At 64.3% G+C, this 23,018-nt stretch carries 24 protein-coding genes, 1 tRNA gene and 1 other RNA gene; 11 read left to right on the top strand and 15 right to left on the bottom strand.

Going from position 1 to position 23,018, the window contains the following annotated elements; all coding sequences use genetic code 11:
• Positions 1-91: 91 nt before the first annotated feature.
• Together LQ144_RS20260 and LQ144_RS20265 are read right to left on the bottom strand one after the other, a co-directional pair.
• Complete coding sequence (locus LQ144_RS20260; protein WP_230120848.1) at positions 92-469, bottom strand: hypothetical protein; 378 nt, start codon at positions 467-469, stop codon at positions 92-94.
• Positions 470-768: 299 nt separating this feature from the next.
• The gene (locus tag LQ144_RS20265) at positions 769-1,281 is read right to left on the bottom strand and encodes a hypothetical protein (protein WP_230120849.1); all 513 of its coding nucleotides are present in this window, start codon (positions 1,279-1,281) and stop codon (positions 769-771) included.
• 289 nt (positions 1,282-1,570) lie between these two features.
• Between LQ144_RS20265 and LQ144_RS20270 the strand changes: the two genes are divergently transcribed.
• Positions 1,571-1,927: a hypothetical protein gene (locus LQ144_RS20270; RefSeq protein ID WP_230120851.1), complete on the top strand. Its 357-nt coding sequence runs from the start codon at positions 1,571-1,573 to the stop codon at positions 1,925-1,927.
• Between the two features lie 143 nt (positions 1,928-2,070).
• Here the strand turns inward: LQ144_RS20270 and rnpB are convergent.
• Positions 2,071-2,462, bottom strand: an RNA gene (gene rnpB / locus LQ144_RS20275) — RNase P RNA component class A.
• A gap of 126 nt (positions 2,463-2,588) precedes the next feature.
• On the opposite strand from rnpB, the gene LQ144_RS20280 reads away from it, so the two are divergent.
• From LQ144_RS20280 to LQ144_RS20290, 3 genes are all read left to right on the top strand, one after another.
• Positions 2,589-3,446, top strand: a complete 858-nt coding sequence (locus LQ144_RS20280; RefSeq protein ID WP_230120853.1) for a slipin family protein — start codon at positions 2,589-2,591, stop codon at positions 3,444-3,446.
• 79 nt (positions 3,447-3,525) lie between these two features.
• Complete coding sequence (locus tag LQ144_RS20285; protein WP_230120855.1) at positions 3,526-4,374, top strand: alpha/beta hydrolase-fold protein; 849 nt, start codon at positions 3,526-3,528, stop codon at positions 4,372-4,374.
• Positions 4,375-4,425: 51 nt separating this feature from the next.
• Positions 4,426-5,190 carry a peroxide stress protein YaaA gene (locus LQ144_RS20290; RefSeq protein WP_230120857.1) on the top strand — a complete coding sequence of 255 codons (765 nt, stop codon included), beginning with the start codon at positions 4,426-4,428 and terminating at the stop codon, positions 5,188-5,190.
• A 67-nt stretch (positions 5,191-5,257) separates the two neighbouring features.
• Here the strand turns inward: LQ144_RS20290 and LQ144_RS20295 are convergent, their stop codons facing one another.
• Both LQ144_RS20295 and LQ144_RS20300 read right to left on the bottom strand, forming a co-directional pair.
• A complete protein-coding gene (locus LQ144_RS20295) occupies positions 5,258-5,995 on the bottom strand; it encodes a C4-type zinc ribbon domain-containing protein (RefSeq protein WP_230120859.1) in 738 nt (245 codons plus the stop codon).
• A gap of 62 nt (positions 5,996-6,057) precedes the next feature.
• Entirely contained in the window at positions 6,058-6,975 is a 918-nt protein-coding gene (locus LQ144_RS20300) for a Nif3-like dinuclear metal center hexameric protein (RefSeq protein ID WP_230120868.1), read from the bottom strand.
• A gap of 100 nt (positions 6,976-7,075) precedes the next feature.
• Here LQ144_RS20300 and msrA point away from each other — a divergent pair, with 100 nt between their 5' ends.
• The 3 genes from msrA to epsC all read left to right on the top strand — a co-directional run bounded on the left by msrA (position 7,076) and on the right by epsC (position 9,227).
• Positions 7,076-7,600, top strand: coding sequence for a peptide-methionine (S)-S-oxide reductase MsrA (gene msrA, locus LQ144_RS20305; RefSeq protein WP_230120869.1), 525 nt, complete (start codon positions 7,076-7,078; stop codon positions 7,598-7,600).
• A 65-nt stretch (positions 7,601-7,665) separates the two neighbouring features.
• A complete protein-coding gene (cysK, locus tag LQ144_RS20310) occupies positions 7,666-8,601 on the top strand; it encodes a cysteine synthase A (protein WP_230120872.1) in 936 nt (311 codons plus the stop codon).
• A 41-nt stretch (positions 8,602-8,642) separates the two neighbouring features.
• Positions 8,643-9,227: a serine O-acetyltransferase EpsC gene (gene epsC / locus LQ144_RS20315; protein WP_230120874.1), complete on the top strand. Its 585-nt coding sequence runs from the start codon at positions 8,643-8,645 to the stop codon at positions 9,225-9,227.
• Between the two features lie 36 nt (positions 9,228-9,263).
• Here epsC and LQ144_RS20320 read toward each other — a convergent pair whose 3' ends face one another.
• Both LQ144_RS20320 and gndA read right to left on the bottom strand, forming a co-directional pair.
• Positions 9,264-10,097, bottom strand: coding sequence for an oxidoreductase (locus LQ144_RS20320; RefSeq protein WP_230120876.1), 834 nt, complete (start codon positions 10,095-10,097; stop codon positions 9,264-9,266).
• Positions 10,098-10,198: 101 nt separating this feature from the next.
• Positions 10,199-11,635, bottom strand: coding sequence for an NADP-dependent phosphogluconate dehydrogenase (gndA, locus tag LQ144_RS20325; protein ID WP_230120878.1), 1,437 nt, complete (start codon positions 11,633-11,635; stop codon positions 10,199-10,201).
• Between the two features lie 240 nt (positions 11,636-11,875).
• Between gndA and LQ144_RS20330 the strand changes: the two genes are divergently transcribed.
• Positions 11,876-12,604, top strand: coding sequence for an FCD domain-containing protein (locus tag LQ144_RS20330; RefSeq protein ID WP_230120880.1), 729 nt, complete (start codon positions 11,876-11,878; stop codon positions 12,602-12,604).
• Here the strand turns inward: LQ144_RS20330 and LQ144_RS20335 are convergent.
• The 3 genes from LQ144_RS20335 to LQ144_RS20345 are packed head-to-tail and all read right to left on the bottom strand — an operon-like array spanning position 12,601 to position 15,364.
• Entirely contained in the window at positions 12,601-13,656 is a 1,056-nt protein-coding gene (locus LQ144_RS20335; protein WP_230120899.1) for an L-idonate 5-dehydrogenase, read from the bottom strand. The two genes, LQ144_RS20330 and LQ144_RS20335, sit on opposite strands and share 4 nt — an antisense overlap.
• Before the next feature lie 8 nt (positions 13,657-13,664).
• A complete protein-coding gene (locus LQ144_RS20340) occupies positions 13,665-14,435 on the bottom strand; it encodes an SDR family oxidoreductase (protein ID WP_230120882.1) in 771 nt (256 codons plus the stop codon).
• The gene (locus tag LQ144_RS20345) at positions 14,432-15,364 is read right to left on the bottom strand and encodes an NAD(P)-dependent oxidoreductase (RefSeq protein WP_230120884.1); all 933 of its coding nucleotides are present in this window, start codon (positions 15,362-15,364) and stop codon (positions 14,432-14,434) included. The genes LQ144_RS20340 and LQ144_RS20345 overlap by 4 nt, the downstream gene beginning before the upstream one ends.
• Positions 15,365-15,433: 69 nt before the next feature.
• Between LQ144_RS20345 and LQ144_RS20350 the strand changes: the two genes are divergently transcribed.
• From LQ144_RS20350 to LQ144_RS20360, 3 genes are all read left to right on the top strand, one after another.
• The gene (locus LQ144_RS20350) at positions 15,434-16,498 is read left to right on the top strand and encodes a D-2-hydroxyacid dehydrogenase (RefSeq protein WP_354962213.1); all 1,065 of its coding nucleotides are present in this window, start codon (positions 15,434-15,436) and stop codon (positions 16,496-16,498) included.
• 1,046 nt (positions 16,499-17,544) lie between these two features.
• Positions 17,545-18,342 carry an IclR family transcriptional regulator gene (locus LQ144_RS20355; protein WP_230120888.1) on the top strand — a complete coding sequence of 266 codons (798 nt, stop codon included), beginning with the start codon at positions 17,545-17,547 and terminating at the stop codon, positions 18,340-18,342.
• Positions 18,343-18,523: 181 nt separating this feature from the next.
• Positions 18,524-19,873, top strand: a complete 1,350-nt coding sequence (locus tag LQ144_RS20360) for an MFS transporter (RefSeq protein ID WP_230120890.1) — start codon at positions 18,524-18,526, stop codon at positions 19,871-19,873.
• A 229-nt stretch (positions 19,874-20,102) separates the two neighbouring features.
• On the opposite strand, the gene LQ144_RS20365 is transcribed toward LQ144_RS20360, so the two are convergent.
• From LQ144_RS20365 to LQ144_RS20385, 5 genes are all read right to left on the bottom strand, one after another.
• The gene (locus LQ144_RS20365) at positions 20,103-20,393 is read right to left on the bottom strand and encodes a hypothetical protein (RefSeq protein ID WP_230120892.1); all 291 of its coding nucleotides are present in this window, start codon (positions 20,391-20,393) and stop codon (positions 20,103-20,105) included.
• Positions 20,394-20,518: 125 nt separating this feature from the next.
• Positions 20,519-20,591: transfer RNA gene (locus LQ144_RS20370), tRNA-Val, on the bottom strand.
• An 82-nt stretch (positions 20,592-20,673) separates the two neighbouring features.
• Complete coding sequence (locus tag LQ144_RS20375) at positions 20,674-21,603, bottom strand: NAD-dependent protein deacetylase (RefSeq protein ID WP_230120894.1); 930 nt, start codon at positions 21,601-21,603, stop codon at positions 20,674-20,676.
• Positions 21,604-21,607: 4 nt separating this feature from the next.
• Positions 21,608-22,111, bottom strand: a complete 504-nt coding sequence (locus tag LQ144_RS20380) for a peroxiredoxin (RefSeq protein WP_230120896.1) — start codon at positions 22,109-22,111, stop codon at positions 21,608-21,610.
• Entirely contained in the window at positions 22,108-22,527 is a 420-nt protein-coding gene (locus LQ144_RS20385) for a DUF3052 domain-containing protein (protein WP_230120898.1), read from the bottom strand. Before LQ144_RS20385 ends, LQ144_RS20380 begins: the two co-directional genes overlap by 4 nt.
• Positions 22,528-23,018: the final 491 nt, after the last annotated feature.

Here is a 23,018-nt window from a genome sequence, read left to right on the forward strand (position 1 = left end):
GTCAACAGGGCCTGGAACAACTGATCTCCCGGAGGTTTTTCAATGAGGCAACGAAGGGAGCCAACCGGAGGTTTTCAGATGAGGCAACGAATCACTCTTCCCGGAGGTATTGCAATGAGGCAACAGGGTGCTCTAGGTCCCCCAGAACGATAGATCCCGCCTCAATTCGGTGCTCGTCGTCCGACGAAAACTCACCCAAAGCCCACGTGAACCGAGCCCACCAATGCTCGCGACCCTTGAACTCTCTTTCGCGTGCGTCGGTCTTCTTGTAGAGCACACTGGCGTGCTTGGTCTGCTTTTCGTCAAGGTGGTCGGCGTGTTGCCGTGTCTTGGCTCCCTGGCGTGACGCTACAAGAGATGAAATGCCTACGGCGAGCAATGCGATGGTGGAAGAGACGACAACGGCAACTCCCTGCGCGGTCCAGTTCGGCCCGAACAGCTCACGCCAGAAATCCGCTGCTGGCTGCATAGATCAGATAGTACTGAGGCGCATGAAGAATGGCTCTAATTGCGGGCGAATATCGAGGATATGACAATCTCACGGAAGCCAATCGCTTCGATTCAGACAAGACGCCTGCATCGAATCGGGCTGCTGATGAGGCTAGCCAATCCCGCTGCTCGGCCAAGTGCTCACGTAGCTCGTCGTTGGGTCAATTGCAAGGCAGCCCCCAAAGGTCGTTTTCGAAAAGTATAAAGGCTCCATAAGACCGGTTAAGTTCCCTAACTGGAAATGCCCCACCCTCGCAAGGGGTGGGGCATTTTTGGTGGTCAGAGGTAGGGCTTCCAAGCGTCCAAGACCGAAGTAACGGGGCGGATGTCACCATTGGCCTTGGTGATTGCGCCGTCGCAGGCCTCGCTGGTCTGGTCCGAGCATGCGGTGGAGGCCTGATTGTCTCCGAGCGGCTCGAGGACGGTGATGGTGCGGTTCACCAGGTCCTTGATCTCCGCTGGCGGCGAGGGCAACTTCATGATGTCCCGAAGTGCTGTCTGCGCTTCAAGCGTCACGGTGCTGGCAGTGTAGGTGCAGGTGGTGCGCTTCACCTGGTCAATTGCGGCGCTGCTGATGCCTGCGAAGGCACAATCTACGATCTTCTCTTCGTAATCACGCCAGGACTTCTCATGCTCCGCGATGACGCTGGCGAACTGGGATACGGTCGCCGTCGGCGTTGGCGTGGCCGTCTCGACTGGTGTGGTGTTTGGCGCTGCCGCCGGTGCGCTGCTTCCGCAGGCAGTGACGGACAGCAGACAGAGTAGAAGGGCTCCCCCCAAAAGTGACTTCATGGGATGAAGTGTATCCCCGGCCCTTCAGTCCTTCGGGGCCTCCGATTTGGAAAAGTAAGCATGCTGTCGATAAGTTGGTTTAAGTGCCTCAACGTTCCCCCATTCGCTGAGGCATTGACCTAGAAGAACCCCCGCTGGCCAAAAGCTGGCGGGGGTTCTTTGCTGTCTGACACATGATCGGTCCGTGTCAGTGCCAGCCTTTAGCCTGCATGACGTGGTGAAACTGGATGTGGGTGCTGTGGTGCGGATGCTGGCCGGCGCGGGTAAGCAGCGCCGATATATTGGGTCAATGCCCACCTTCACTCTGGACGGCAGGGACTACGAGTACCTGCAACCCAAGCCCGATGCCGGGCCGGAGACGGCACACTCGTGGGAGTACGGTAAGTGGCCTCGGGTGGAGGCCGCCATACTCCTGGCGGGTGGTGGGACGGTCAACCTCTACGCCCAGGCGATGCGCTGGGTGGCCGACGAGATACTTGTGCAGTGGGTCGCCGACAGCGGGAGCAACCACTCAGCTTGGCTGCCGAAGGCCAACATTCGACGCTTGACGGCCTCGGAGTGGGACATCATCGAGTACCACCAGACGCCGGAGAACCTTCGGTCAGTCAGGTGGGCAAAACGCCTCCCGGGCTTCCTCCCGGAGTAGCCGAAGCTCAGGGGCAACTGAGGGGCAAACGCCTCCGACATATGGCCATTCCTCCGCCCCGATCAGCCCCGAACGGGACCCTTCGGATCCCCCTTGAGTGAGCGGTTTAGCCCCGGAATTACGCGGAATACGCAGGTCTTAAGTGGATGGGTTGACCGATACGCCGGGTTCTGTGTTCCCGTGCCGTTGCCGGCGCGGGAGTAGCGGCCATCCATCTACGGACGCCGTTGCCGACGCCCTCCAGCGGCCTACCCGGGCACTCGGGCGAGCAGCCCTCAAACGTGCCCTGTCTGGCCTTGCTCCGGGTGGGGTTTACCTAGCCTTCCCGGTCACCCGGGAAGCTGGTGGTCTCTTACACCACCGTTTCACCCTTACCTGCTTCGTGCCGCTTTCAAAACGGCGCGTGGCAGGCGGTCTGTTTTCTGTGGCACTGGCCTGCGGGTTACCCCGAGTGGGCGTTACCCACCACCCTGCTCTGCGGAGCCCGGACGTTCCTCGAGCCACTTGCGTGACGCGCGGCCGCCTGGTCAACCCATCCGCCCACCAGTCTACGGGCTCACGGGCATGCCCTCCTCCGCGGGCGATCCTCCGCGGAGCCATGCGCCCGTCGCGGTGAGACAATTAAGGAGGCTCAACTCTTAGTTATAAGGAGGGGATCCTGATGGACCCCACCAGCATCTTCATTGTGGCCGTGCTTGTGGCGCTGCTGCTCATCGCCGCCAGGATGTCCGTCCGGATTGTCCGGCAGTATGAGCAGGGCGTGCTGTTCAGGCTGGGCAGGGTGATCGGGGTCAGAATGCCGGGGCTGCGCTTCATCATCCCCGTCATTGACCGGCTTCACCTCGTCAGCCTGCGAATCGTGACGATGCCGATCCAGTCGCAAGGCATCATCACCCAGGACAACGTCAGCGTGGACATCTCCGCCGTGGCCTACTACCGGGTGGTCGATGCCGTGAAATCCGTGGTGGCGATTGAAAACGTAGCGGCGGCCATCAACCAGATCGCCCAGACCACGCTGCGCAAGGTGGTGGGACGGCACAGCCTCGACCAGACCTTGTCAGAGACCGAGCGGATCAACACTGACATCCGCGAGATTCTTGATGCGCTGACGCTCGAGTGGGGCGTGGCCGTCACGCTGGTGGAGCTCAAGGATATCCAGCTTCCGGAGAGTATGAAGCGCGCCATGGCCCGCCAGGCCGAGGCGGAGCGCGAGAAGCGCGCCAAGATCATCGCCGCCCAGGGCGAGGCCATCTCGGCGGCCGCCCTCGGGGATGCCTCCGACACCATGATGGCCCACCCGCTGGCGCTGCAGCTGAGAAATCTGCAGTCGCTGGTCGAGATCGGCGTGGACAGGAACACGACGGTCGTGTTCCCGGCGCCGCTCATGAGCACCATTGGTGAACTCTCGGCATTCCTCGCCCGGGAGAGGCAAGCCGCGCAGACGGCCGCCGCTGCACAGGCCGTGTCATCGCAGGCTGTGCCGTCCCAGGCCGCACCGTCATCGGTGAAGGCGGCTTAGCTGCCCGCCGGGAACGCTGCGCAGAGGCCGTCGGTCACGCGTGGCACGCCGGGAAACGCCGTGCGCCTATGATCGGGACATGGACGAGTCCGCTCTGACCCGGCGCCGCCTGCTGCAGCTGGCAGGAACCGGCTTCGGCGCGTGCGCCCTCGCGGCCTGCGAAGCCGGCCCTTCGCCGGCTCCCACATCCCCTGGCGGACCGCCATCCGTCGAAATGATCAGCGGATCCTTCGCCTCGAAGTTCCGGACGGAGGCACGCACGTACTGGACCGTCGCCACCCCGGTGGTCCCAGGGCGGAGCGGTACAGACTACCCCGTGGCGCTGTTCCTCCATGGCCGGGGCGCCAACAACCAGGTAATCTTCGACGACCTCGACGCACAAGACGTCCTGCAGCGCCACCTCGCCGCGGGCGGGACGCCGTTCGCCATCGCGTCGGCGGACGGGGGCGATACCTGGTGGCACGCCCGGGCAGATGGCAGCGACACCCAGTCGATGCTGGTGAAGGAATTTGTTCCTTTCCTCGGCGACCAGGGCTATGACCTTGGGCGGATCGGACTCTTCGGCCTGTCAATGGGGGGCTTCGGCTCGTTGCTGCTGGCCTCCCAGGCCCGGCTACCCGGCGTTCGGGCCGTGGCAGCCATGAGTCCGGCAGCCTGGAACCGGTACGGCGCCGGGATCGAGGGCGCCTTCGACAGTGCGGCTGACTTCGCGGCACACGACGTCTTCGCGCTCCGGCCCCGACTCGCAGCGACGCCCAAACGGATCGACTGCGGCACAGAGGACGAGCTGTACGCGACGGTCAAGGACTACGTCAGCGCCCTGCCGGATCCGGTGGAGGGCGGCTTCCGGCCCGGCGGCCACGACGCGGCCTACTGGCGGTCCGTCCTGCCGGACGTGGTTTCCTTCCTGGGCCGTCATCTCGGCTGAGCAGGCGGCCGCGTGAGAACGGCGGGCAGCCGGCATCGGTAAGATCGTACGGTGCTGATTCTGCTCCCCCCGTCCGAAGGCAAGACCCCGGCCGTCCGCGGCGACGCCATGGACTGGACGTCCCTGAGCTTCCCGGACCTGAATAGCTGCCGGGCCAAGGTGCTCGAGGCGCTGGGGACGGTGAGCGCGCACGAGGACGCCCTGGCGTTACTCGGCGTCGGAGCATCGCTGAGGGCCGACGTCGAACGCAACACCCGGCTGCATGCCGAACCCGCGGCGCCGGCCCACCAGGTCTATTCCGGCGTGCTGTACGACGCTTTGGGCTACAAATCGATGACGGCGCTGCAGCGCCGTCGGGCGGACGCGTCCGTGCTGGTGATTTCGGCCCTGTGGGGCGCCATCCGGTTCGCAGACTCCGTGCCCGCCTACCGGCTGTCCATGTCAACGGCACTGCCCGACGTCGGACGCCTTGCCTCGTTCTGGAAGCCGCAGCTCACCGACGCCCTCGCCTCCGCGGCGGTCGGGGAGCTGCTGGTGGACTGCCGGTCCAGCACCTATGCTGCGGCGTGGACTCCCCCGGCTGCGTCCACGGTGGCCGTGAACGTTCTCGCTGAGGTAAACGGCGAGCGCAAGGTGGTCAGCCATTTCGCCAAGCACACCCGCGGAGAACTGGCGCGGCACCTGCTGACCCGGCGCGGGAAGGCCCCGGAAACGCCGGCGCAGCTGCACAAGGCTGCCCGCGAAAAGTGGAATGCCGAACTGATTCCCGGGACCGCCCGCAAGGCGCATGCGCTCAACATCATTCTGCCCGGCTGAAACCGAGCTGGCTCGCAATTATGGCGTTTGAGGGCTCACAACGCCATCTAATGCGAGCTACTTTCGGTCAGGCCCACTCGGCGGAGCGCACCAGGATGCAGCCGGAGTCGGGGCAGAAGACGATGTCGTCCTCGGCGGCGGCCTTGATTTCGGCAAGATCGCCCGGGCTCAGCTGCATGCCGGACCCTTCGGACGTGCCGTGGAAGAGCCGCGCGGCCCCGACGCCGCGCCGGGCGAGGGTTTTCTCGTACACGGCCAGCATTCCGGCGTCCAGGCCGGCTGCGAATTCGGAGCGATTGGCTGACACCTCGGCGGCCTCGGTGCTGATCTCGGCCAGCTGCCCGTCCAGTTCCGCCCGGATCACGCCGAAGGAGCCCTGGATGTCATCAACAATCTGCTGCTGGGCCGACTGCCGTTCGCGGAGGGCATCCAGCCTCTCCATGACTTCGAGTTCGACGTCTTCGAGGTCCGAGCGACGCTTGTTGAGCGACACGATGTCCTTCTGCAGCGCCACAAGGTCCTTGGACAGGCCGGTTCCGCTGTTCAGCCTGGCTTCGTCGCGTTCGATCCGGCTGGCCACCTGCTCGACGTCGGCTTCTGCCCGCTTCAGCTCGGACTCGGCGTCATGGACGGCCATCTTGGCTGCGCCCAGTTCGCCGTTGGCAATGCTGAGGGCCGACTGAAGGTCTTCGATGCGGGGATCGGTCTCAATGCTGCGGCGGCGGTTGGACAGGGACTTGAGTTTGGCGTCCAGCCCCTGGAGTTCGAGCAACTTCAACTGTTCCGCCGGTGCTGCCTTGGCCACTATTACCTCCGCTTGATCCCATCCGGCCTGCGCCGGGCACCCCTGCAGGGGCTTTATAGACTCTAGTCCCCGCCGGGAGTCAGAATGAAGTCCCACGGATCGCTGTTGGTGGTGCTGACGCGGATTTCGACGTCCAGGTTCTGGTCCGAGAGGACATTGCCCAGTGCGTCCGCGGCCGCTGGCAGCCACAGCCACTCGCTGGCGAAGTGGGATACATCGATCAGGTAGGGCCGGCCGTTGACCGCGGCCTCGCGGGCTTCGGAGGCCGGATGGTGCCGGAGGTCCGCCGTGACGAACACGTCGGCGCTGCTGGCCCTGACTTCGTTGAAGAGCGAATCGCCGGCGCCCCCGCAAACCGCGATCCGGCGAACCAGGCCGTCTTTGTCACCGGAAACCCTGACGCCGCCCGCGACGGAAGGAAGGATCCCGAAGACCCTTGCAGCGAAGTCACCGAGCGTCATGGCCTCGGCCAGATCACCGACCCGGCCGATGCCTTCCTCCGGAAGGCCGTTGGCGGCTGGAGTCAGCGGCGACACGTTTTCGAGGCCCAGGGCATCCGCCAGGACGTCCGAAACACCGCCGACGGCGGAATCGCCGTTCGTGTGGACGGTCAGGAGAGCGGTACCGGACTCGATGAGGCGGTGGACGGCCTTGCCTTTGGGGGTGTTGGCAGCCACGGAAGTGACGCCCTTGAGCAGCAGCGGGTGGTGCGTGATCAGCAGCTCGGCGCCCCATTCGATGGCCTCGTCGATGACTTCAAGCGTGGGGTCCACGGCAAACATGACCCGGCTGATTTCAGCTGACGGGTGTCCCGCGACGAGCCCCACCTCGTCCCACTCCTCGGCGAGTGACTCTGGCCAGAGCTCTTCGACGGCCAGCATGAGCTGCCCGAGCGTCGGCGCGTCCGGCGCCTCCGCGGCGTCCGCCGCTTCCGCGGTTTCCGCCGGCTCTGCTGCAACGCCACTGTTCACAGGTTCCATACTCACATTTTTACCCTATGGGCGCCCACTGGCCCGTCCCGGCGCGGGGCCGTAAGGTGGCGCCGGGAATCATCGGCGCATCTCAACCATTGAAGAGGACATGAAAACTTTTGTGCTTGGCGGAGGCTGCTTCTGGTGCCTGGACGCCGTCTACCAGAAAACGATGGGTGTTAAGTCGGTGGTATCGGGCTACACCGGGGGCCATGAACGCCACCCTGACTACTATTCCGTCTGCTCGGGCACCACTGGCCATGCCGAGGTCGTGGCTGTCACCTTTGACGAGGAGGTCATTCCGCCGGAGGTCATCCTGGACATGTTCTTCGTGCTGCATGACCCCACCACGCTCAACCGCCAGGGCTACGACGTCGGCACGCAATACCGCTCGTCCATGTACTACGAGTCGACTGAGGAGAAAATCCTTTTTGAGGAAGCGATTGAACGGAACCAGGGCCTGTGGTCGCGTCCGATCGTGACCGAGGTAAGCCGGCTTCCGGTTTTCTACCCTGCCGAAGACGTCCACCAGGACTACTACGCCAAGTTCCCCGAGCAGGGCTACTGCCAGGTGATCATCAACCCCAAGCTGGCCAAGGCCCGGAAATATTACTCTGCATGGCTTAATGCTTAGCAGGGGCCCTTGCGCCCTCGTTAGGCTGACCAAAGTATTCCCTCCTGAGAGATAGGCGTAAGTACATGGCACGGATCTACGACGATGTGACGCAGCTGGTAGGCGGCACCCCCCTGGTCAGGCTCAACCGCTTGACCGAAGGCCTGGATGCCACGGTGGCCGTCAAGCTCGAGTTCTACAACCCGGCCAACAGCGTCAAGGACCGCATCGGCGTCGCCATCATCGACGCTGCTGAAAAGTCCGGAGCGCTCAAGCCCGGCGGAACTATCGTTGAAGGCACGTCCGGCAACACCGGCATCGCGCTGGCCATGGTGGGCGCGGCACGCGGCTACAAGGTCATCCTGACCATGCCGGAGACCATGTCCACGGAACGCCGTGTCATGCTCCGCGCCTTTGGCGCCGAGATCGTGCTGACCCCTGGTTCCGAAGGCATGCGCGGCGCCGTGGAGAAAGCCCAGGAAATCGTGGCCAACACGGAGAACTCCGTCTGGGCCCAGCAGTTCGCCAACGAGGCCAACCCGGAGATCCACCGCAAGACCACGGCCGAGGAAATCTGGACCGACACCGACGGCAAGGTGGACATCTTCGTCTCCGGCATCGGGACCGGCGGAACCATCACCGGCGTGGGCCAGGTCCTGAAGGAGCGCAACCCCGACGTTCAGATCGTCGCAGTCGAGCCGAAGGACTCAGCCATCCTCAACGGCGGAGCACCGGGCCCCCACAAGATCCAGGGCCTCGGCGCCAACTTCATTCCGGAGCTCCTGGACACCAACGTCTACGACGAGGTCCTGGACGCCACGCTGGAGGACTCGGTGTCTGTTGCCCGGGAACTGGGCATCAAGGAAGGCATCCTCGGCGGTATCTCCTCGGGAGCCATCGTTTGGGGTGCGCTGGAACTGGCTAAGCGCCCGGAGAACGCCGGCAAGCTGATCGTGGCCGTCGTCTGCGACTTCGGCGAGCGTTACATCTCCACCGTCCTCTATGACGACATTCGGGGCTAAGCCTTAACCTGCGCCTCGCCGTTTCCTGTAGAAAGATCTTTGTGGGCTTTTTCGCAAGACTTAAGGAAGACCTCGACGCCGCCCGGTCCCACGACCCGGCGGCTCGAGGTTCTTTTGAGAACTTTTTCGCCTATTCAGGGCTTCACGCCATCTGGGCACACCGACTGACGCACAAACTGTGGCAGAACCCGTCTACGCGGTTCCCTGCGCGTCTGGTCTCGCAGCTGGCGCGGTTCCTGACCGGGATCGAGATCCATCCGGGCGCCACGATCGGCCGGAGGTTCTTCATTGACCATGGCATGGGAGTGGTCATCGGCGAAACAGCAGAAATCGGGGAAGACGTGATGATCTACCACGGCGTAACCCTCGGCGGACGCTCGCTGGCCAAGGTGAAGCGCCACCCCACCATCGGAGACCGGGTCACGATCGGAGCCGGCGCCAAAATTCTCGGCCCCATCACGATTGGCAGCGACAGCGCCGTGGGGGCCAACGCCGTCGTGGTCAAGGATGCTCCGCCCGAGTCGATCGTGACCGGCGTCCCCGCCAGCTGGCGCCACCGCGATGCCCAGCGGGAAACAAAACCCGCGGTGGACCCGGCCGAGTACTACATCGAGTACCGGATCTGAACTTCTGAGCACGGCTAAGCTTCCGGTCTGGCCGGCTCAGCGGCCCACGCGCTTGAGGACAGCCGTGACCGCGGCGTCGAACATCCGGTCCGGAAGGATCCGGCGGAGCATCATGATGGCGGGTGCTCCCCGGCCGACCGGATAGCGCGTCTTCGGCCGCGCCGCGGTGGCGGCATGGACCACAGCGTCGGCAATGATTCCGGGATGGGTTGACGTGGCCGGCCGTCCCGTGGACGCGAGTACCGCGGCCATCTCCTTCGCCTGGTCCCGGTATGGACCGTTGCCCGAGCTGGCCAGCAGCCCCTCGGCGGAGATACTGCCCCATTCGGTCAGGGTGCTGGCAGGTTCGATGATCGCCACCTTGACACCGTGGGGCTTCAGTTCGAGCCGAAGCGCGTCGCTGAGGCCCTCCACGGCGAACTTCGAGGCGTGGTACCAGGTGCCCAGGGGTTCGTAGAACTTCCCTCCGATGGAGGAGACGTTGATGATCCGGCCCTGCCCTGCGGCACGCATTGCCGGTAGCACCAGCTGGGTCATCCGGGCGAGGCCGAAGACGTTGACATCAAACTGACGGCGGCCCTCCGACAGCTCCACCTCTTCCAGCGCGCCGAATGATCCGTAGCCCGCGTTGTTGACCAAAACGTCGATCCGCCCGTGTGACCCAAGGACCGTGCGGACCGCGCTTTGCATGGACTGCTCATCGGTGACATCCAGCTGCAGGACGTTCACGCCGTCCGCCTTGAGCGGCTCCATCTTGTCCACCCGCCGTGCGCCGGCATAAACGGTGAATCCGTTGCGGCTGAGTTTCTTTGCCGCTTCAAACCCGATGCCGGTGGAAGCTCCGGTGACAAACGCTACTGGCTGGGACACTGGGACTCCTGGTCTTGGATACGCAAACGGCCGGCGCTTCCCAGAGTAACGGGAAGCGCCGGCCGTTTGCCGATCAGACCGTTCCGGCGGTGCGCCGGTGGCTAGTGGGTGTCCACGGCCTCAATCTCGGACTTGTCCTCGCCCCACAGGGTGTGGAACGTGCCCTCGGCGTCGACGCGGCCGTAGGTGTGCGCACCGAAGAGGTCGCGCTGGCCCTGGATGACGGCGGCCGGCAGGCGCTTGCGGCGCAGGCCGTCGTAGTAGGCCAGCGAGGAGGAGAACACCGGCACGGGGATGCCCAGCTGCACAGCGGTGGACACCACGCGGCGCCAGGCCGGGAGAACCTCGGCGATGGCCTTGGTGAACGCCGGGGCGAACAGCAGGTTGGCCGGCTTCTCGTCGGCGGCGTAGGCCTTGGTGATTTCCTTCAGGAGTTCGGCACGGATGATGCACCCGCCGCGCCACAGCGAGGCGATCTCGTCCAGCTTCAGGTCCCAGCCGTATTCCGTAGCGGCGGAGGTCAGCATGTCCAGGCCCTGGGCGTAGGAAACGAGCTTGGACGCGTACAGCGCCTGGCGGACATCCTCGACGAACGTTTCCGGGACCTCGACGGCGATTTCCTCGCCGGCCAGGAGTTCCTGGGCCAGCTTCCGCTGCTCGGACTGGGAGGACAGGGCGCGGGCGAAGACGGATTCGGCAATGCCCGACGTCGGGGATCCCAGCTCAAGTGCTGAGATGACCGTCCAGCGGCCGGTGCCCTTCTGGCCTGCGGCGTCCACCACGACGTCCACGAACGGCTTGCCAGTGCGAGTGTCCACGTGGCCGAGGACCTCTGCGGAAATTTCAATCAGGAAGGAGGCGAGCTCGCCCTTGTTCCATTCGGCGAAGATCTTGGACTGCTCGGCGGGCTCGATGCCGGCACCTGAGCGCAGCAGGTCGAAGGCTTCGCCGATGACCTGCATGTCGGCGTATTCGATGCCGTTGTGAACCATCTTGACGAAGTGGCCGGCGCCGTCGGTGCCGATCCAGGCGCAGCAGGGCTGGCCGTCAACGTTAGCGGCGATCTTCTCGAGCAGCGGTCCGAGGGCGTCGTAGGACTCCTTGGAACCTCCGGGCATGATGGACGGGCCGTTCAGGGCGCCTTCCTCACCGCCGGACACGCCGATGCCCACGAAGTGCAGGTCTTTCTTGGCGAGGGCTGCTTCCCGGCGGCGGGTGTCCTCGTAGTGCGAGTTGCCGGCGTCGATGATGATGTCCCCCGCCTCCAGCAGCGGCTCGAGCTGCTCGATCACGGAGTCAACCGGCTTGCCGGCCTTGACCATGATCAGGACGCGACGCGGCTTTTCCAGCGAGTCAACGAGTTCCTGCAGGGTTTCGGTACGGACGAAGTCGCCGTCGTGGCCGTGCTTTTCCAGCAATGCGTCGGTCTTCTCAACAGACCTGTTGTGGAGGGCAACGGTGAAGCCGTTCCGGGCCAGGTTGCGGGCCAGGTTGGCACCCATCACCGCAAGGCCGGTGACACCGATGTGTGCTGACATCAAAACTCCAATTCATTTCTGTGCAACGTGTGCAATGAGTCCCGCACGTCCTGCGGAACACGCTTAAAGAAAAAGTGGCTGTGAATAAACCATATGTATTGCCGGCCGCATGGGGAAGTGGCGCCCACTTAGTGGAAGGAGACGCGTCACAAACAGTCTATGATGTGCTGCAGCGCCATGGACCGGGTGCCCGGCGCCGCGCGGGAAACAATCCGGCCGGGCGCCATTATGCTTACCCATATGTCAACCAGCCTCCACCATCGTGCCATCGAGCATCTGGGAACCCGAATCGTCGGTGGCATCCTTCCCACGGGCCATGTCATGTTGGCCGAACAGCTGGAAGACGAGCTCAAAGTATCCCGCTCGGTGGTCCGGGAGGCTGTCCGCGTGCTGCAGTCGCTCGGCCTCGTTGAGACCACCAAACGCGTCGGCATCAAGGTCCTGCCACCGCACCGCTGGAACCCCTTCGATCCGCTCGTCATCCGCTGGCGGCTGGCAGGCGAGGGCCGCGGCGCCCAGCTGCGCTCGCTCGCGGAGCTGCGTTCCGCCGTCGAGCCTGTTGCCGCCGAACTCGCGGCGGTGAACGCTCCCGATGATCTCCGCCGCGAACTCCTTGACGTGGCCCTCGCAATGCGCGACGCCGGCCAGGCCGGCGATGTGCCCCGCTTCCTGGAGCTGGACATCCAGTTTCACTCCCTCCTGTTGAGCGGCTCCGGCAACGAAATGTTCGCCAACCTCGTGGGCCAGGTGGCCGAGACGCTGACGGGCCGGACGGTGCACGGGCTGATGCCGGACCGCCCCCGCGACGTCGTGCTGCAGTGGCACCTGGACGTCGCCAAGGCAATCTTCACCGGGGATGCCGCGGAGGCGCGCGAGGCGTCGAACATGATCATGCGCCAGACCATCTCCGAGATGGAGCCGGTCTGGGTGGAACAGCCGCGGGTCTTCGTTCCGGTGCCGCGCGTCTAGCCGCGGAAGTCGAGCAGCACCTTTCCGGATTCGGCCGAGTTGCGTGCCACGGCGAAGGCTTCGAGCGCCCGCTGCGCCGGGTACTCATGCGTGATTACGGGTCCGATCTGCAACGAGCCGTCTGCCAGTGCCCCGATGACCTCGTCGATATCGTCGTTGAAGCGAAACGACCCGCGGAGCTCGAGTTCACGGGTGATGGCCAGCGAAATCAGGACGGGTTGCGGACCTGACGGCAGCAGTCCCACCATCACCACGGTGCCGCCGCGGACGGCGCCCCGGATGGCGGAAGCCAGTCCCTGGTGGCTGCCGGAGGACTCGATGACGATGTCCGCCTCGATTGCCGCGACGGCGTCGGCATCGTCCGCGGTGAGAACGTCATCCGCGCCGACTGCCGCGGCAATCTGCAGCGGCCTGGCGTGCATGTCCACCGCGGTGATCCGGCTGGCCCCTGCCCTTTTCAGCACCGCCACGGCCAGTGCACCGATGGGGCCGCAGCCGATCACCAGGGCGGTCTTGCCTGCCACTTCCCCGGCGCGCGCAACAGCATGCCAGGCAACGCTGGCGGGCTCGATGAGCGCTGCGGTCCGCAGTTCGATGCTGTCCGGAAGTGTCCGGAGCATGCGCGTGGGAAGGTTCACATAGCGGCTGAAGGCACCGTCCGTGTGCGGGAACCGCGCCGCGCTGCCCAGATAGGTGCAGCCCGGCGACAGGTTGGGCCGGTCTTCGGGGTACCTGGCCGCCCCCGGGGCCGGGGTCGCCGGATGCACTGCTACTGCAGCGCCAACGGAAGGGCCGCTCCCGTCGGCCGCGGAACGGACCACGGTACCCACAATTTCGTGGCCGAGGACCAAAGGAGCCTTGAGCACAGACTCGCCGGCGGCCCCGTGCAGCCAGTAGTGCAGGTCGGAGCCGCAGATGCCGCCGTATGCCACCTCCACCACGGCTTCGTCCGGCGAAGGAGCGGCGAGCGCGATGTCTTCCAGCCTCAGGTCCCCGGCGGCGTGGGCCACCACGGCCGGTGAGGTGGCCGGGAGTTCTGTTGGCGCAATCATCGGTGCCATCAGACCACCACCGTCATTCCGCCGTCGATGAAGATGGTCTGGCCGTTCACGAAATCCGAGCCGCTGGAGGCCAGCCAGACAGCCGGCCCCGCCAGGTCCTCGACTGTGCCCCAGCGGTGCGCCGGTGTCCTGCCCAGGATCCACGCGTTGAATTCCTCGTCATCCACCAGGTTCTGGGTCATTTCCGTATGGATGTAGCCCGGTGCGATTCCGTTGATCTGCAGCCCCGAGGCGGCCCATTCAGCGGTCATGGCTCGGGTCAGGTTCCGCAGGCCGCCCTTGGCGGCGATGTACGGGGCGATGGTCGGGCGGGCCAGGTCGGTCTGCACCGAGCAGATGTTGATGATCTTGCCGCGGCCGCGCGGAATCATGTGGCGGGCTGCTTGGCGGCCCACGAGGAAGGCGCTGGTCAGGTCGGTGGAGATGACTCGCTCCCAGTCGCTGACGTCGAGCTCCAGCATGGGCACGCGGTGCTGGATGCCGGCGTTGTTCACCAGGATGTCCAGCGGACCCACGTTGGCCTCTACCCAGGCGATGCCCTCCGCCGCCGCCGTGTCGCTGGTGACGTCGAACGCGCAGCTGCGGACCCTGCCTTCAGGGTAGTCGGCGGCCATCGAGTCTTCGGCGGCCTTCAGCCTGCCGGGGGTGATGCCGTTCAGGACCACGGTGGCGCCGGCGTCTGCCAGGGCCCGCGCCAAGGCGTTTCCGATTCCCCGGCTGGAGCCGGTTACGAGGGCGATGCGCCCGGTCAGGTCAAAAAGCGCGCTCATGCCTTGATGGTCCCTTCAGCCGCGGCGGCCGCGGCGCTGTTGCTGAGATTGGAAATGGTCTGCCTCACAACGGCCAGGTCCTGGTCGCCCAGTCCCTGCCGCTTGAGTTCCGCATAGAGGCCGACGCCGGCTGTCGCCATGGGGACTGCGGTGCCGGCCGCTTCGGCTGATTCGACGACGAAGCAAAGATCCTTGTGCATGAACTTGGCGGGTCCGGTGGGCGTGTAGTCCTTCTTGACGAGCCGGGGCCCCACGATGTCCAGCACCCTGCTGCCGGCCAGTCCCCCGGCCAGGACCTCATAGAGTGCTGCCACATCCAGTCCCGAGCGTTCGGCGAGTTCCGCTGCTTCGGCGAGGGCCGCCGTCGTGGTTCCTACGATCAGCTGGTTGCAGGCCTTCGCGAGTGACCCGGAACCCAGCGGGCCGAGCAGCCGGACGGTCGTGCCCATGGCTTCGAACAGCGGCAGCAGTCTTTCGAAGTCTGCGGCGTCGTCGGCACCGGCCATGATGGCCAGCGTCCCCTCGACGGCACCCTTCGTGCCGCCACTCACGGGCGCATCCACCACCACGGCATTGCCTGCGCTGGCTTCTCGCACCCGGCATCCGAAATCCCTTACTCCGGCGGGGGAAACGCTGCTCATAATCACGAGGGCCGTGCCAGGCTCCGGCGGCGAGGCCACCCAGCTGGCGAGAAGTCCTGCCGCTGCCTCTTCGATGTAGCCAAGGTCGGGCAACATGAAGACGATCACGGGCTCGTCGCGGAGCGATGACACCTCCTTGGCGTTCGCCCCACCGAGCTGCCCGAATGCATCCAGCGCCGCGGCGGAGCGGTTCCAGGCGGTAACCGTCCAGCCTTTCCTCACCAGGTTCGCGGCCATTGGTGCCCCCATGAGGCCCAGGCCGACAAAGCCTGCCTTCTGTATATTCATCTGTGGTGCTGCCTCACTTCGTCGTGGTTAATCTTCGGAACCTGTTCAGTATTCTAGCCTCCATTCAGTATGATGAACAGCATGACGACTGAAACCACCGTCGCAATCGCCGTCCCGCTCGAAGCCGAGCTGGTGGAGCGCATTCGCGCCGTAGATCCCTCCGTGACCGTTCTCTACGAACCCGAGCTGCTGCCCCCTGAGCGCTTCCCGGCAGACCACTCCGGTGATCCCGACTTCAGGCGGACCCCCGAGCAGGAAGAGCGCTACTGGGGGATGCTGGGCAAGGCCCAGGTCCTGTACGGCCTTCCGAACGAAAGCCCGGCCGGCCTGGCGAGGATCGCCCGCGAAAACCCCCACCTGCAGTGGATCCACGCGATGGCCGCAGGGGCTGGCGGGGCAGTGAAGGCCTCGGGTCTTGACGCCGAAACGCTGGACAAGTTCAAGGTGACAACCTCCGCCGGCGTTCACGCGCTGCCGCTCGCGGAATTTGCGGCGCTCGGCATCCTCAACGGCTTCAAGCGGAGCGCCGAGCTCGCCCAGGACCAGGCCGCAAAGGTCTGGCCGGAGCTGCGCACCCCGACGCGGCTGGTCAACGGCTCCTCCCTGGTGGTCACCGGCCTCGGCGAAATCGGCCTGGAAACGGCACGGATTGCCCGGGCGCTCGGCATGAAGGTCAGCGGAACGAAACGGAACGTCGAACCCATCGAGGGCATTGAGGAAGTGGCAGGCAACGATGGCCTGGCCGGCCTGCTGGCCTCCGCCGACGCCGTGGTGAACACGCTGCCCGGAACGCCCTACACGGAGAAGCTCTTCAACCGCGAGACCTTTTCCGCCATGAAGCCCGGCACCGTGTTCGTGAACGTGGGACGCGGCACGGTGGTGGACGAGGAAGCGCTGCTCGAGGCACTGGAGAACGGGCAGGTGTCCTACGCCTGCCTGGACGTTTTCGCGGTTGAGCCGCTCCCCCAGGACAGCCCATTGTGGAACCACCCCAGGGTCATGGTGTCGCCGCACACGTCGGCACTCAGCGCCGCCGAGAACCGCCTCATTGCGGATCGGTTCTGCAGCAACCTGCGCACGTTCCTCGACGGCGGAGAGCTCCCACACCTCGTGGACACGGTTCACTTCTACTAGGCCGGGCCTCAACAGGACGCACCCGCGCAGCGTGTAAGCCGATGAAACGAAGGGCCGGGCAACCACTGTGGATGCCCGGCCCTTTGCGGCACGGACTGAGCGCCTTGCCGTACCGAGTGAGCGCGACGGTCGCACTTGTATACAATGCATTGTGGAGTGCAGGCGCTGCAAATGCGGCACAGCCACCAGCTGATCCTCCAGGAAGCTACACGCCGGCTCCTCCACTTCCGATTGAGGCGTCTTCGCCGAAAATCAAGACAGATTTCGACGCTCACATGGCCAAAGTGAAGGAAGAAATCCGCATCAAGGGTGGCCGTATAGTCGGCGAACAAAAGGTTGCCTACGAAGCCGACCCGGTGAAAGGGTCAGCAAAGAAGCGCGGCACCGTGACACCCAGCGGGTGTGGCCAAGGACGACACATTTTGGGGTTGGTGGGATGATGTGGCTTCTGATTCTGATGGGAGATACAACGTAGCCTCCCTTACGACAACCCCCACCTTCACATGCACGACCGGCATCTATGGCGGTTTCTCGGGAAGCACCACCGGCGAGTTGTGTTCCGGCGGTACCCGGTACACCGCCTCGGCATACGACGGTAGTTATTACTGGAACTGCGGAAATTAACCTTTAGGGGCTGTAGGGGGCTTTTCATGACCTTCTACAGCTCCCGGAAGGCTAGTTACCCGATCATAGAATCGGCAAAGAAGTGCCTCGCCAGCCTGTGCCGCGTCCATGGCGAATGGAAGCGCGTCGGTGGGTTACGGCGTGGCAGGTCTGTAATGGGCCACACCTGCCGCGCGGGTGGGCATGCGTCTAATCAGGCCAGCGCTGTAGACAGAACCGATGCTGGGCCCGACCAAGGCGGGCCCCCGCCCAGCCTCGCACCGCTGGTTCCGTGGCCAGCGTCATGCCGCCGTGATCCGCCGAGCCATTATGATGGTAAGTGTTCAGCCAAATGAACAGCGATGGACTACCCCCGCCGCTGCCGCCGCTGACCGATTATGCTGCCTGCGCTGTCCTGAGCGCGTACCGATTGAAGGAGAATCATGGTCGATTCCCGCGCTTCCCGCCCCAGCGATGGATTAGGCAGTACCTCGCCGGCACCCGCCGTGACCCGGGCCGCGGCGGTATTGGAAGCCCTCGCCGGATCAGCCACGGGCCGCTTGACGCTCAGTGATCTGGCACGCGAACTGGGCATTCCAAAGTCCTCCACGTCCAATTTGCTGCTGGCCCTTGAGGATGCCCGCCTGATTAGCCGGCAAGGCTCTGAATTCACCCTGGGCCGCAAGCTCGTCGAGCTCGGCGCTGCCTACCTGAGCAGGCTGGATGAGGTCCAGGAGTTTTACCGCTTTTGTGAACAGGCCCCCACGCTTTCCGGGGAAACCGTCCGGATTGCCATGCTGGACGGCACGAACGTCATCTACCTTGCCCGCTATGAAGGACATCCTGCCGTCAGGCTGACCTCCAACATCGGAGACAAGATGCCGGTTTCACTGTGCGCGGTGGGCAAGGCCCTCATTGCCCGTCTTCACGATCATGACATCGACGCCATGTTCACTGACGACGTTGAACTGCCGGTACTCACCCCGAAGTCGATCCGCACCGGCGCCGAGTTCAAGGCCCAGCTCCGAGACATCCGGGAAAAGGGATACGCCTTCGAGGATGAGGAATCCACCACCGGCGTGGTCTGTCTCGCCGTCTCGGTGCCAACCCGTGGCGCCCACGGTCCCAGCCTGGGCCTGTCCGTTACGGCGCTCAAGGCCACGTATTCGGACGAGCAGGGCGCGCAAATGGTCAAGGAGCTGAAGGAGCTGGCGAGGTCCCTGGGCAACCCCATGGGCTGATCCGCCCGTCGTTCCCCGGTGCGAGCGACGTCACAATGACGCGTCGTCTCCTTTCCTTCCCCCGGGTATTGGCTAGTCGTTCAACTTGTTGTACTCTGTTCAACATAGTGATCGACGCCATAGGTGTTGCCGCTATCCCACCAGGCCAACGGGGGCCTGGAGTGTTCTTGAGGGAGTGCCTGTGACAACTCGTACTAATACACCGCTGGCTGAAGCGGATGACGCCGTCGTCGATCCGGACCAGCTGCGAAGGGCAACTCTTGCCAGCTCCGTAGGCTCGGCCCTGGAGTACTACGACTTCTACATTTACGGACTCGCGTCCGCCCTGATCTTCGGGCCGCTGTTCTTCAAGCCGCTTGGTGAAGAAGGTGCACTGATCGCATCCTTCGCCACGTACGGCGTGGGTTTCGCAGCCCGGCCATTCGGCGGCATTGTCTTCGGCTACATCGGAGACCGGTTTGGCCGGAAGATGGTGCTGATCCTGACGATCGGACTGATGGGCACAGCCAGCTTCGCGATCGGCCTGCTGCCCACCTTCGAGCAGGCGGGCATGCTCGGCGCCGTCCTACTGGTGACGCTGCGCATCCTGCAGGGCCTTGGTGCAGGCGCTGAACAGGCAGGCGCCACCACCCTGATTTCCGAAGTCGCGCCGCGCCGCCGTCGCGGATTCTTTGCTTCGCTGCCGTTCGTTGGTATCCAGCTGGGCACGCTCCTGGGTGCCGGCACCTTTGCGCTGATCGCCACGGCGGACAAGGCTGTTCTTGAGGGCTGGCTGTGGCGCGTGCCGTTCCTCGCGAGCGTGATCCTGATCGCGGTGGCCATCTTCATCCGGCTGCGGCTGAAGGAAACGCCGGTCTTCCAGGAGCTGGAGAAGCACAAGAATGTGGTTAAGAATCCCATCGGCCAGCTGTGGAAGCACTCAAAGAAGAATGTCCTGATCGGCATCGGCCTGCGCATGGGAGAGAACGGCAACTCCTCGATCTATTCCGCGTTGCTGATCGCTTTCCTGGCAGCAAAGGACGGGGTCTTCCCTGGCGACAAGTTCATCGGCCCGGTCGGTCTCCTGATCGCTGCCGGTTTCGCCGCCGTCATGGTGGTCACTTTCGGAGCTTTGTCCGACCGCTTCGGCCGCGTCCCGGTATACCGCTACGGGGCACTGTTCCAGGCAGCCATCGCCTTCCCCGCGTTCTATCTGGTAACCCTCGGCAACGTGACTCTCGTGTGGGTGGTCATGGTTGTAGGCATCGCGCTCGGTGTGCAATCGATGCTTGGCCCGCAGTGCCCGCTGCTTCCCGAACTCTTCGGCTCCCAGTACCGCTTCACCGGTGTGGCCATGAGCCGTGAACTCTCGGCCGTTCTGGCAGGCGGCCTGGTTCCGCTGGTCGGTGCAGCCCTGCTGGCCGCCACGGGATATTCGTGGCTTGTGCTGGCCGTCTACTCCGTGGTTCTCGCCCTCATTTCCTTCGGCACCACCTTTTTCACGCCGGAAACCGTGGCCCGCGACCTCTTGCTGGTCGAGGACGCCAGCTAACCCCTCCCTGAAAAGCGCGAACGGACACTTGCGGCCCCTGAATCAGAGGGGCCGCAAGTGTTCGTCCGCGTACGGGTGTCCGCAGCCCCGGAAGGCATCACACTGCCCGGTCAGCAATGTTGCCCCGGCATGACGACATAGTTTCCTGTTTCCGAAAGTTCACGGTATATTCAACTTAAGCCTTCCACCGCGGCATCCCCCAATAGTCGCGGTGGAAGGCTTTTCCAATTCATGCGGCATCCGCAACGGCACCGCGCAGTCGCCAGCCACCGCCCAGGCCGTCGCGCATGACCTCCATTGTGGTCAGTGCGGAGTCTTCATTCCGCCCCAGCCTCGCCTGCAGCCGCCAGACCTCAACATCCACACGGCTCAGGCCCAGCGGCATCCTGCGCTCGGCTTCCCACCAGCTGACCCGTTCAAACCAGCGGACCGGCTCCGCTCCGACCGTCCATTCGCGGCCTCCGCGGATGACAGCAGCCGGCTGGCCGTCTTCAGCAGTTCTCACCAGTACATGTTCCATGCCAGGAGACTATGGCCCGGCACTGACATTTTCTGGGGTGAGAACCTCGAACCAAACATCACGCGTACAGCAGAAAACCCCGCTGCCCCGGGCCGTAACGGCCGGGACAACGGGGTTCTTCTTTGTGGGTCCTACCGGGATCGAACCGATGACATCCACGGTGTAAACGTGGCGCTCTACCAGCTGAGCTAAAGACCCAATTTGCCGGTTTTCGCTCCGAAGCGCTCCAACCAACGAACATAGACTCTACCCGAACACTGGCTCGAAACGCCAATCCGGATCAGGACGGCGGAATGCCCGGCAATTCTGCGGCGAGCCAGGCAAGTGCCTCGCTTACCCCCGCAACGAGCTTGACGGTTGCCAGGTCATCGCCGCGCGTCTCTCCGCGGTTAATGATGACCACCGGTTTGCCCTGTTTTGAGGCGTGGCGGACAAAGCGAAGGCCGCTCATGACACTAAGGGAGGACCCGGCAACGAGCAGCGCCCCGGCTTCATCGACTATCGAATAGGCGCGCTCTACGCGATCCTTGGGAACGTTTTCGCCGAAGTACACGAAGTCGGGTTTCAGGGCGCCGCCGCAGGCAGGGCACCTGGCAACCACAAAGCTCCGGATCAGCGCCGAGTCCTCGACGGTCGCGTCGGCATCGGGTGCGATTTCAACGGCGCCGGATTCCAGCGCACGGTCAAGAAATCCCGGGTTGAGCTCCTCCAGCACTCCGGCGAGCAATTGGCGTGAATACGTGCGCCGGCAGTCCAGACAAATGACCTGGTCGAAGCGGCCGTGCAGGTCCACAACGTTCACGCTTCCGGCATCCTCATGGAGGCGGTCGACGTTCTGGGTGATCAGTCCGGTCAGGAGTCCCCGGCGCTCCAGGGTTGCGACGGCGGCGTGGCCGGCATTGGGGTCAGCCCGCCGGAGGTGGGACCAGCCGATGTGGTTCCGGGCCCAGTACCGCTGACGGTTCGCCTCGTCGCGCACGAATTCCTGGTAGGTCATGGGCGACCGCGGCGGCGAATCCGGCCCGCGGTAGTCAGGGATTCCGGAATCCGTGCTCAGTCCCGCCCCGGTAAGGAGGGCCAGGCGCCGTCCAGACAACAGATCCCGGATTTCCCCCAGGACCTGGAGTTCTGACGCCGACGGTTCCGTCCCAGGCACCGGAGGCAGACTGGCAAACCCTGTCAGGCCGACGCCGGTCCGCTGCCGGTCCATGGGGTCAGCCCTGCGCCAGTCCTGCCAGCACGCGGCGGTACTCGCCCAGATCGCGCGCCTGGCCGCGGGGATTGACGACGACGTACCGGATGATGCCGTCGCCGTCGATGATGAAGGTGCCCCGGGTAGCCATGCCGCTCTCCGCGTCAAACACGCCGTACTGCTCGGCCACGGCGCCGTGGGGCCAGAAGTCAGCCAGCAGGCTGAAGCCGTAGCCTTCCTGCTCGGCGTAGGCGCGCAGCGCAAACTTGCTGTCCACCGAGATTGCCAGCACTTCGGCGTCGGCATGCTCAAAGACGGCCAAATTGTCCCTGATCTCGCACAGCTCACCGGTGCAGATACCGGAGAAGGCGAAGGGATAAAAGACGACCACCACGTTCCGGCCCCGGAAGTCCGCGAGCCGGACCGGCTCCCCGAACTGGTTGACCAGAGTGAACTCCGGAGCCTGCTCTCCTACTGCGGGCACAACCGCGGCACCCGTTGGGGCAACGGTGTTTGTTAAGGTCACTTGTTCTTCCTGGTCACCAGGCGCGTGGCGCTCCAGTCCTTGGATACGCCCGGCGATGTGGTGAGGTGAAGCCCCGCGGTGGGTGCAGCTTCCTGGATCTCCGCCGGGGAGACGTAACCGGGCCTCCCGGACTTGGGCGTCAGCACCCAGACCACGCCGTTCTCGCTCAGGGTGGTCAGCGAATCCATGAGCGTGTCCACGAGGTCGCCGTCGCCGTCGCGCCACCAGAATATTACGGCGTCCACAACGTCATGATCGTCCTCATCCAGGAGCTCGGACCCTGTGAGGTCCTCAATATCATCACGCAAGTCGAAGTCGACGTCATCGTCATAGCCGAACTCCTGAATCAGATCCCCGGTCTTGAAACCCAATTTTTCCGCCACATTTACCGAAGTGGCGGCGTCGGCCTCACTCACGTGTTCCTCCTATGCATAGTGATATCGATTACTCCAAGCCAACACCCTTTGGGCGCGTGCTTCAAGCTGCTGCTGCCGCGGTGCGGCTTATTGTGCGTCACACAACCAGTATGACGGTCAAATACGACCGGGGCGCCAGACGCGGCTACGCATCGGCAAGCCGTCACAGCTAGAGTGACTGGTGACAGCCATACCTTCGGGGCGACCGCCTTGGACGGATAGGCAGTCGTAGACGAGATAGAACCCTGCCCGGCGCACATGACCGGGCTGTTGTAACCGATATGTCGCACACGTCGCGTTCACGCCAGGCAGCTACCCTGCCGGACCTGAGGGCGCCGATGCATGCGCGCAAAGAGAGGTTGGACGTGGCTGCAGGAGAAGATACCTCCCATATCCTCAGCGGGTTGACTAACCAGCTGCCTGATCGTGATCCGGAAGAGACCGCCGAGTGGGTTGAGTCCCTGGATTCGCTGATCAGGGAACAGGGCACC

Source organism: Arthrobacter sp. Bi83 (assembly GCF_918698095.1).
In the GTDB taxonomy this organism is placed as follows: Bacteria; Actinomycetota; Actinomycetes; order Actinomycetales; family Micrococcaceae; genus Arthrobacter.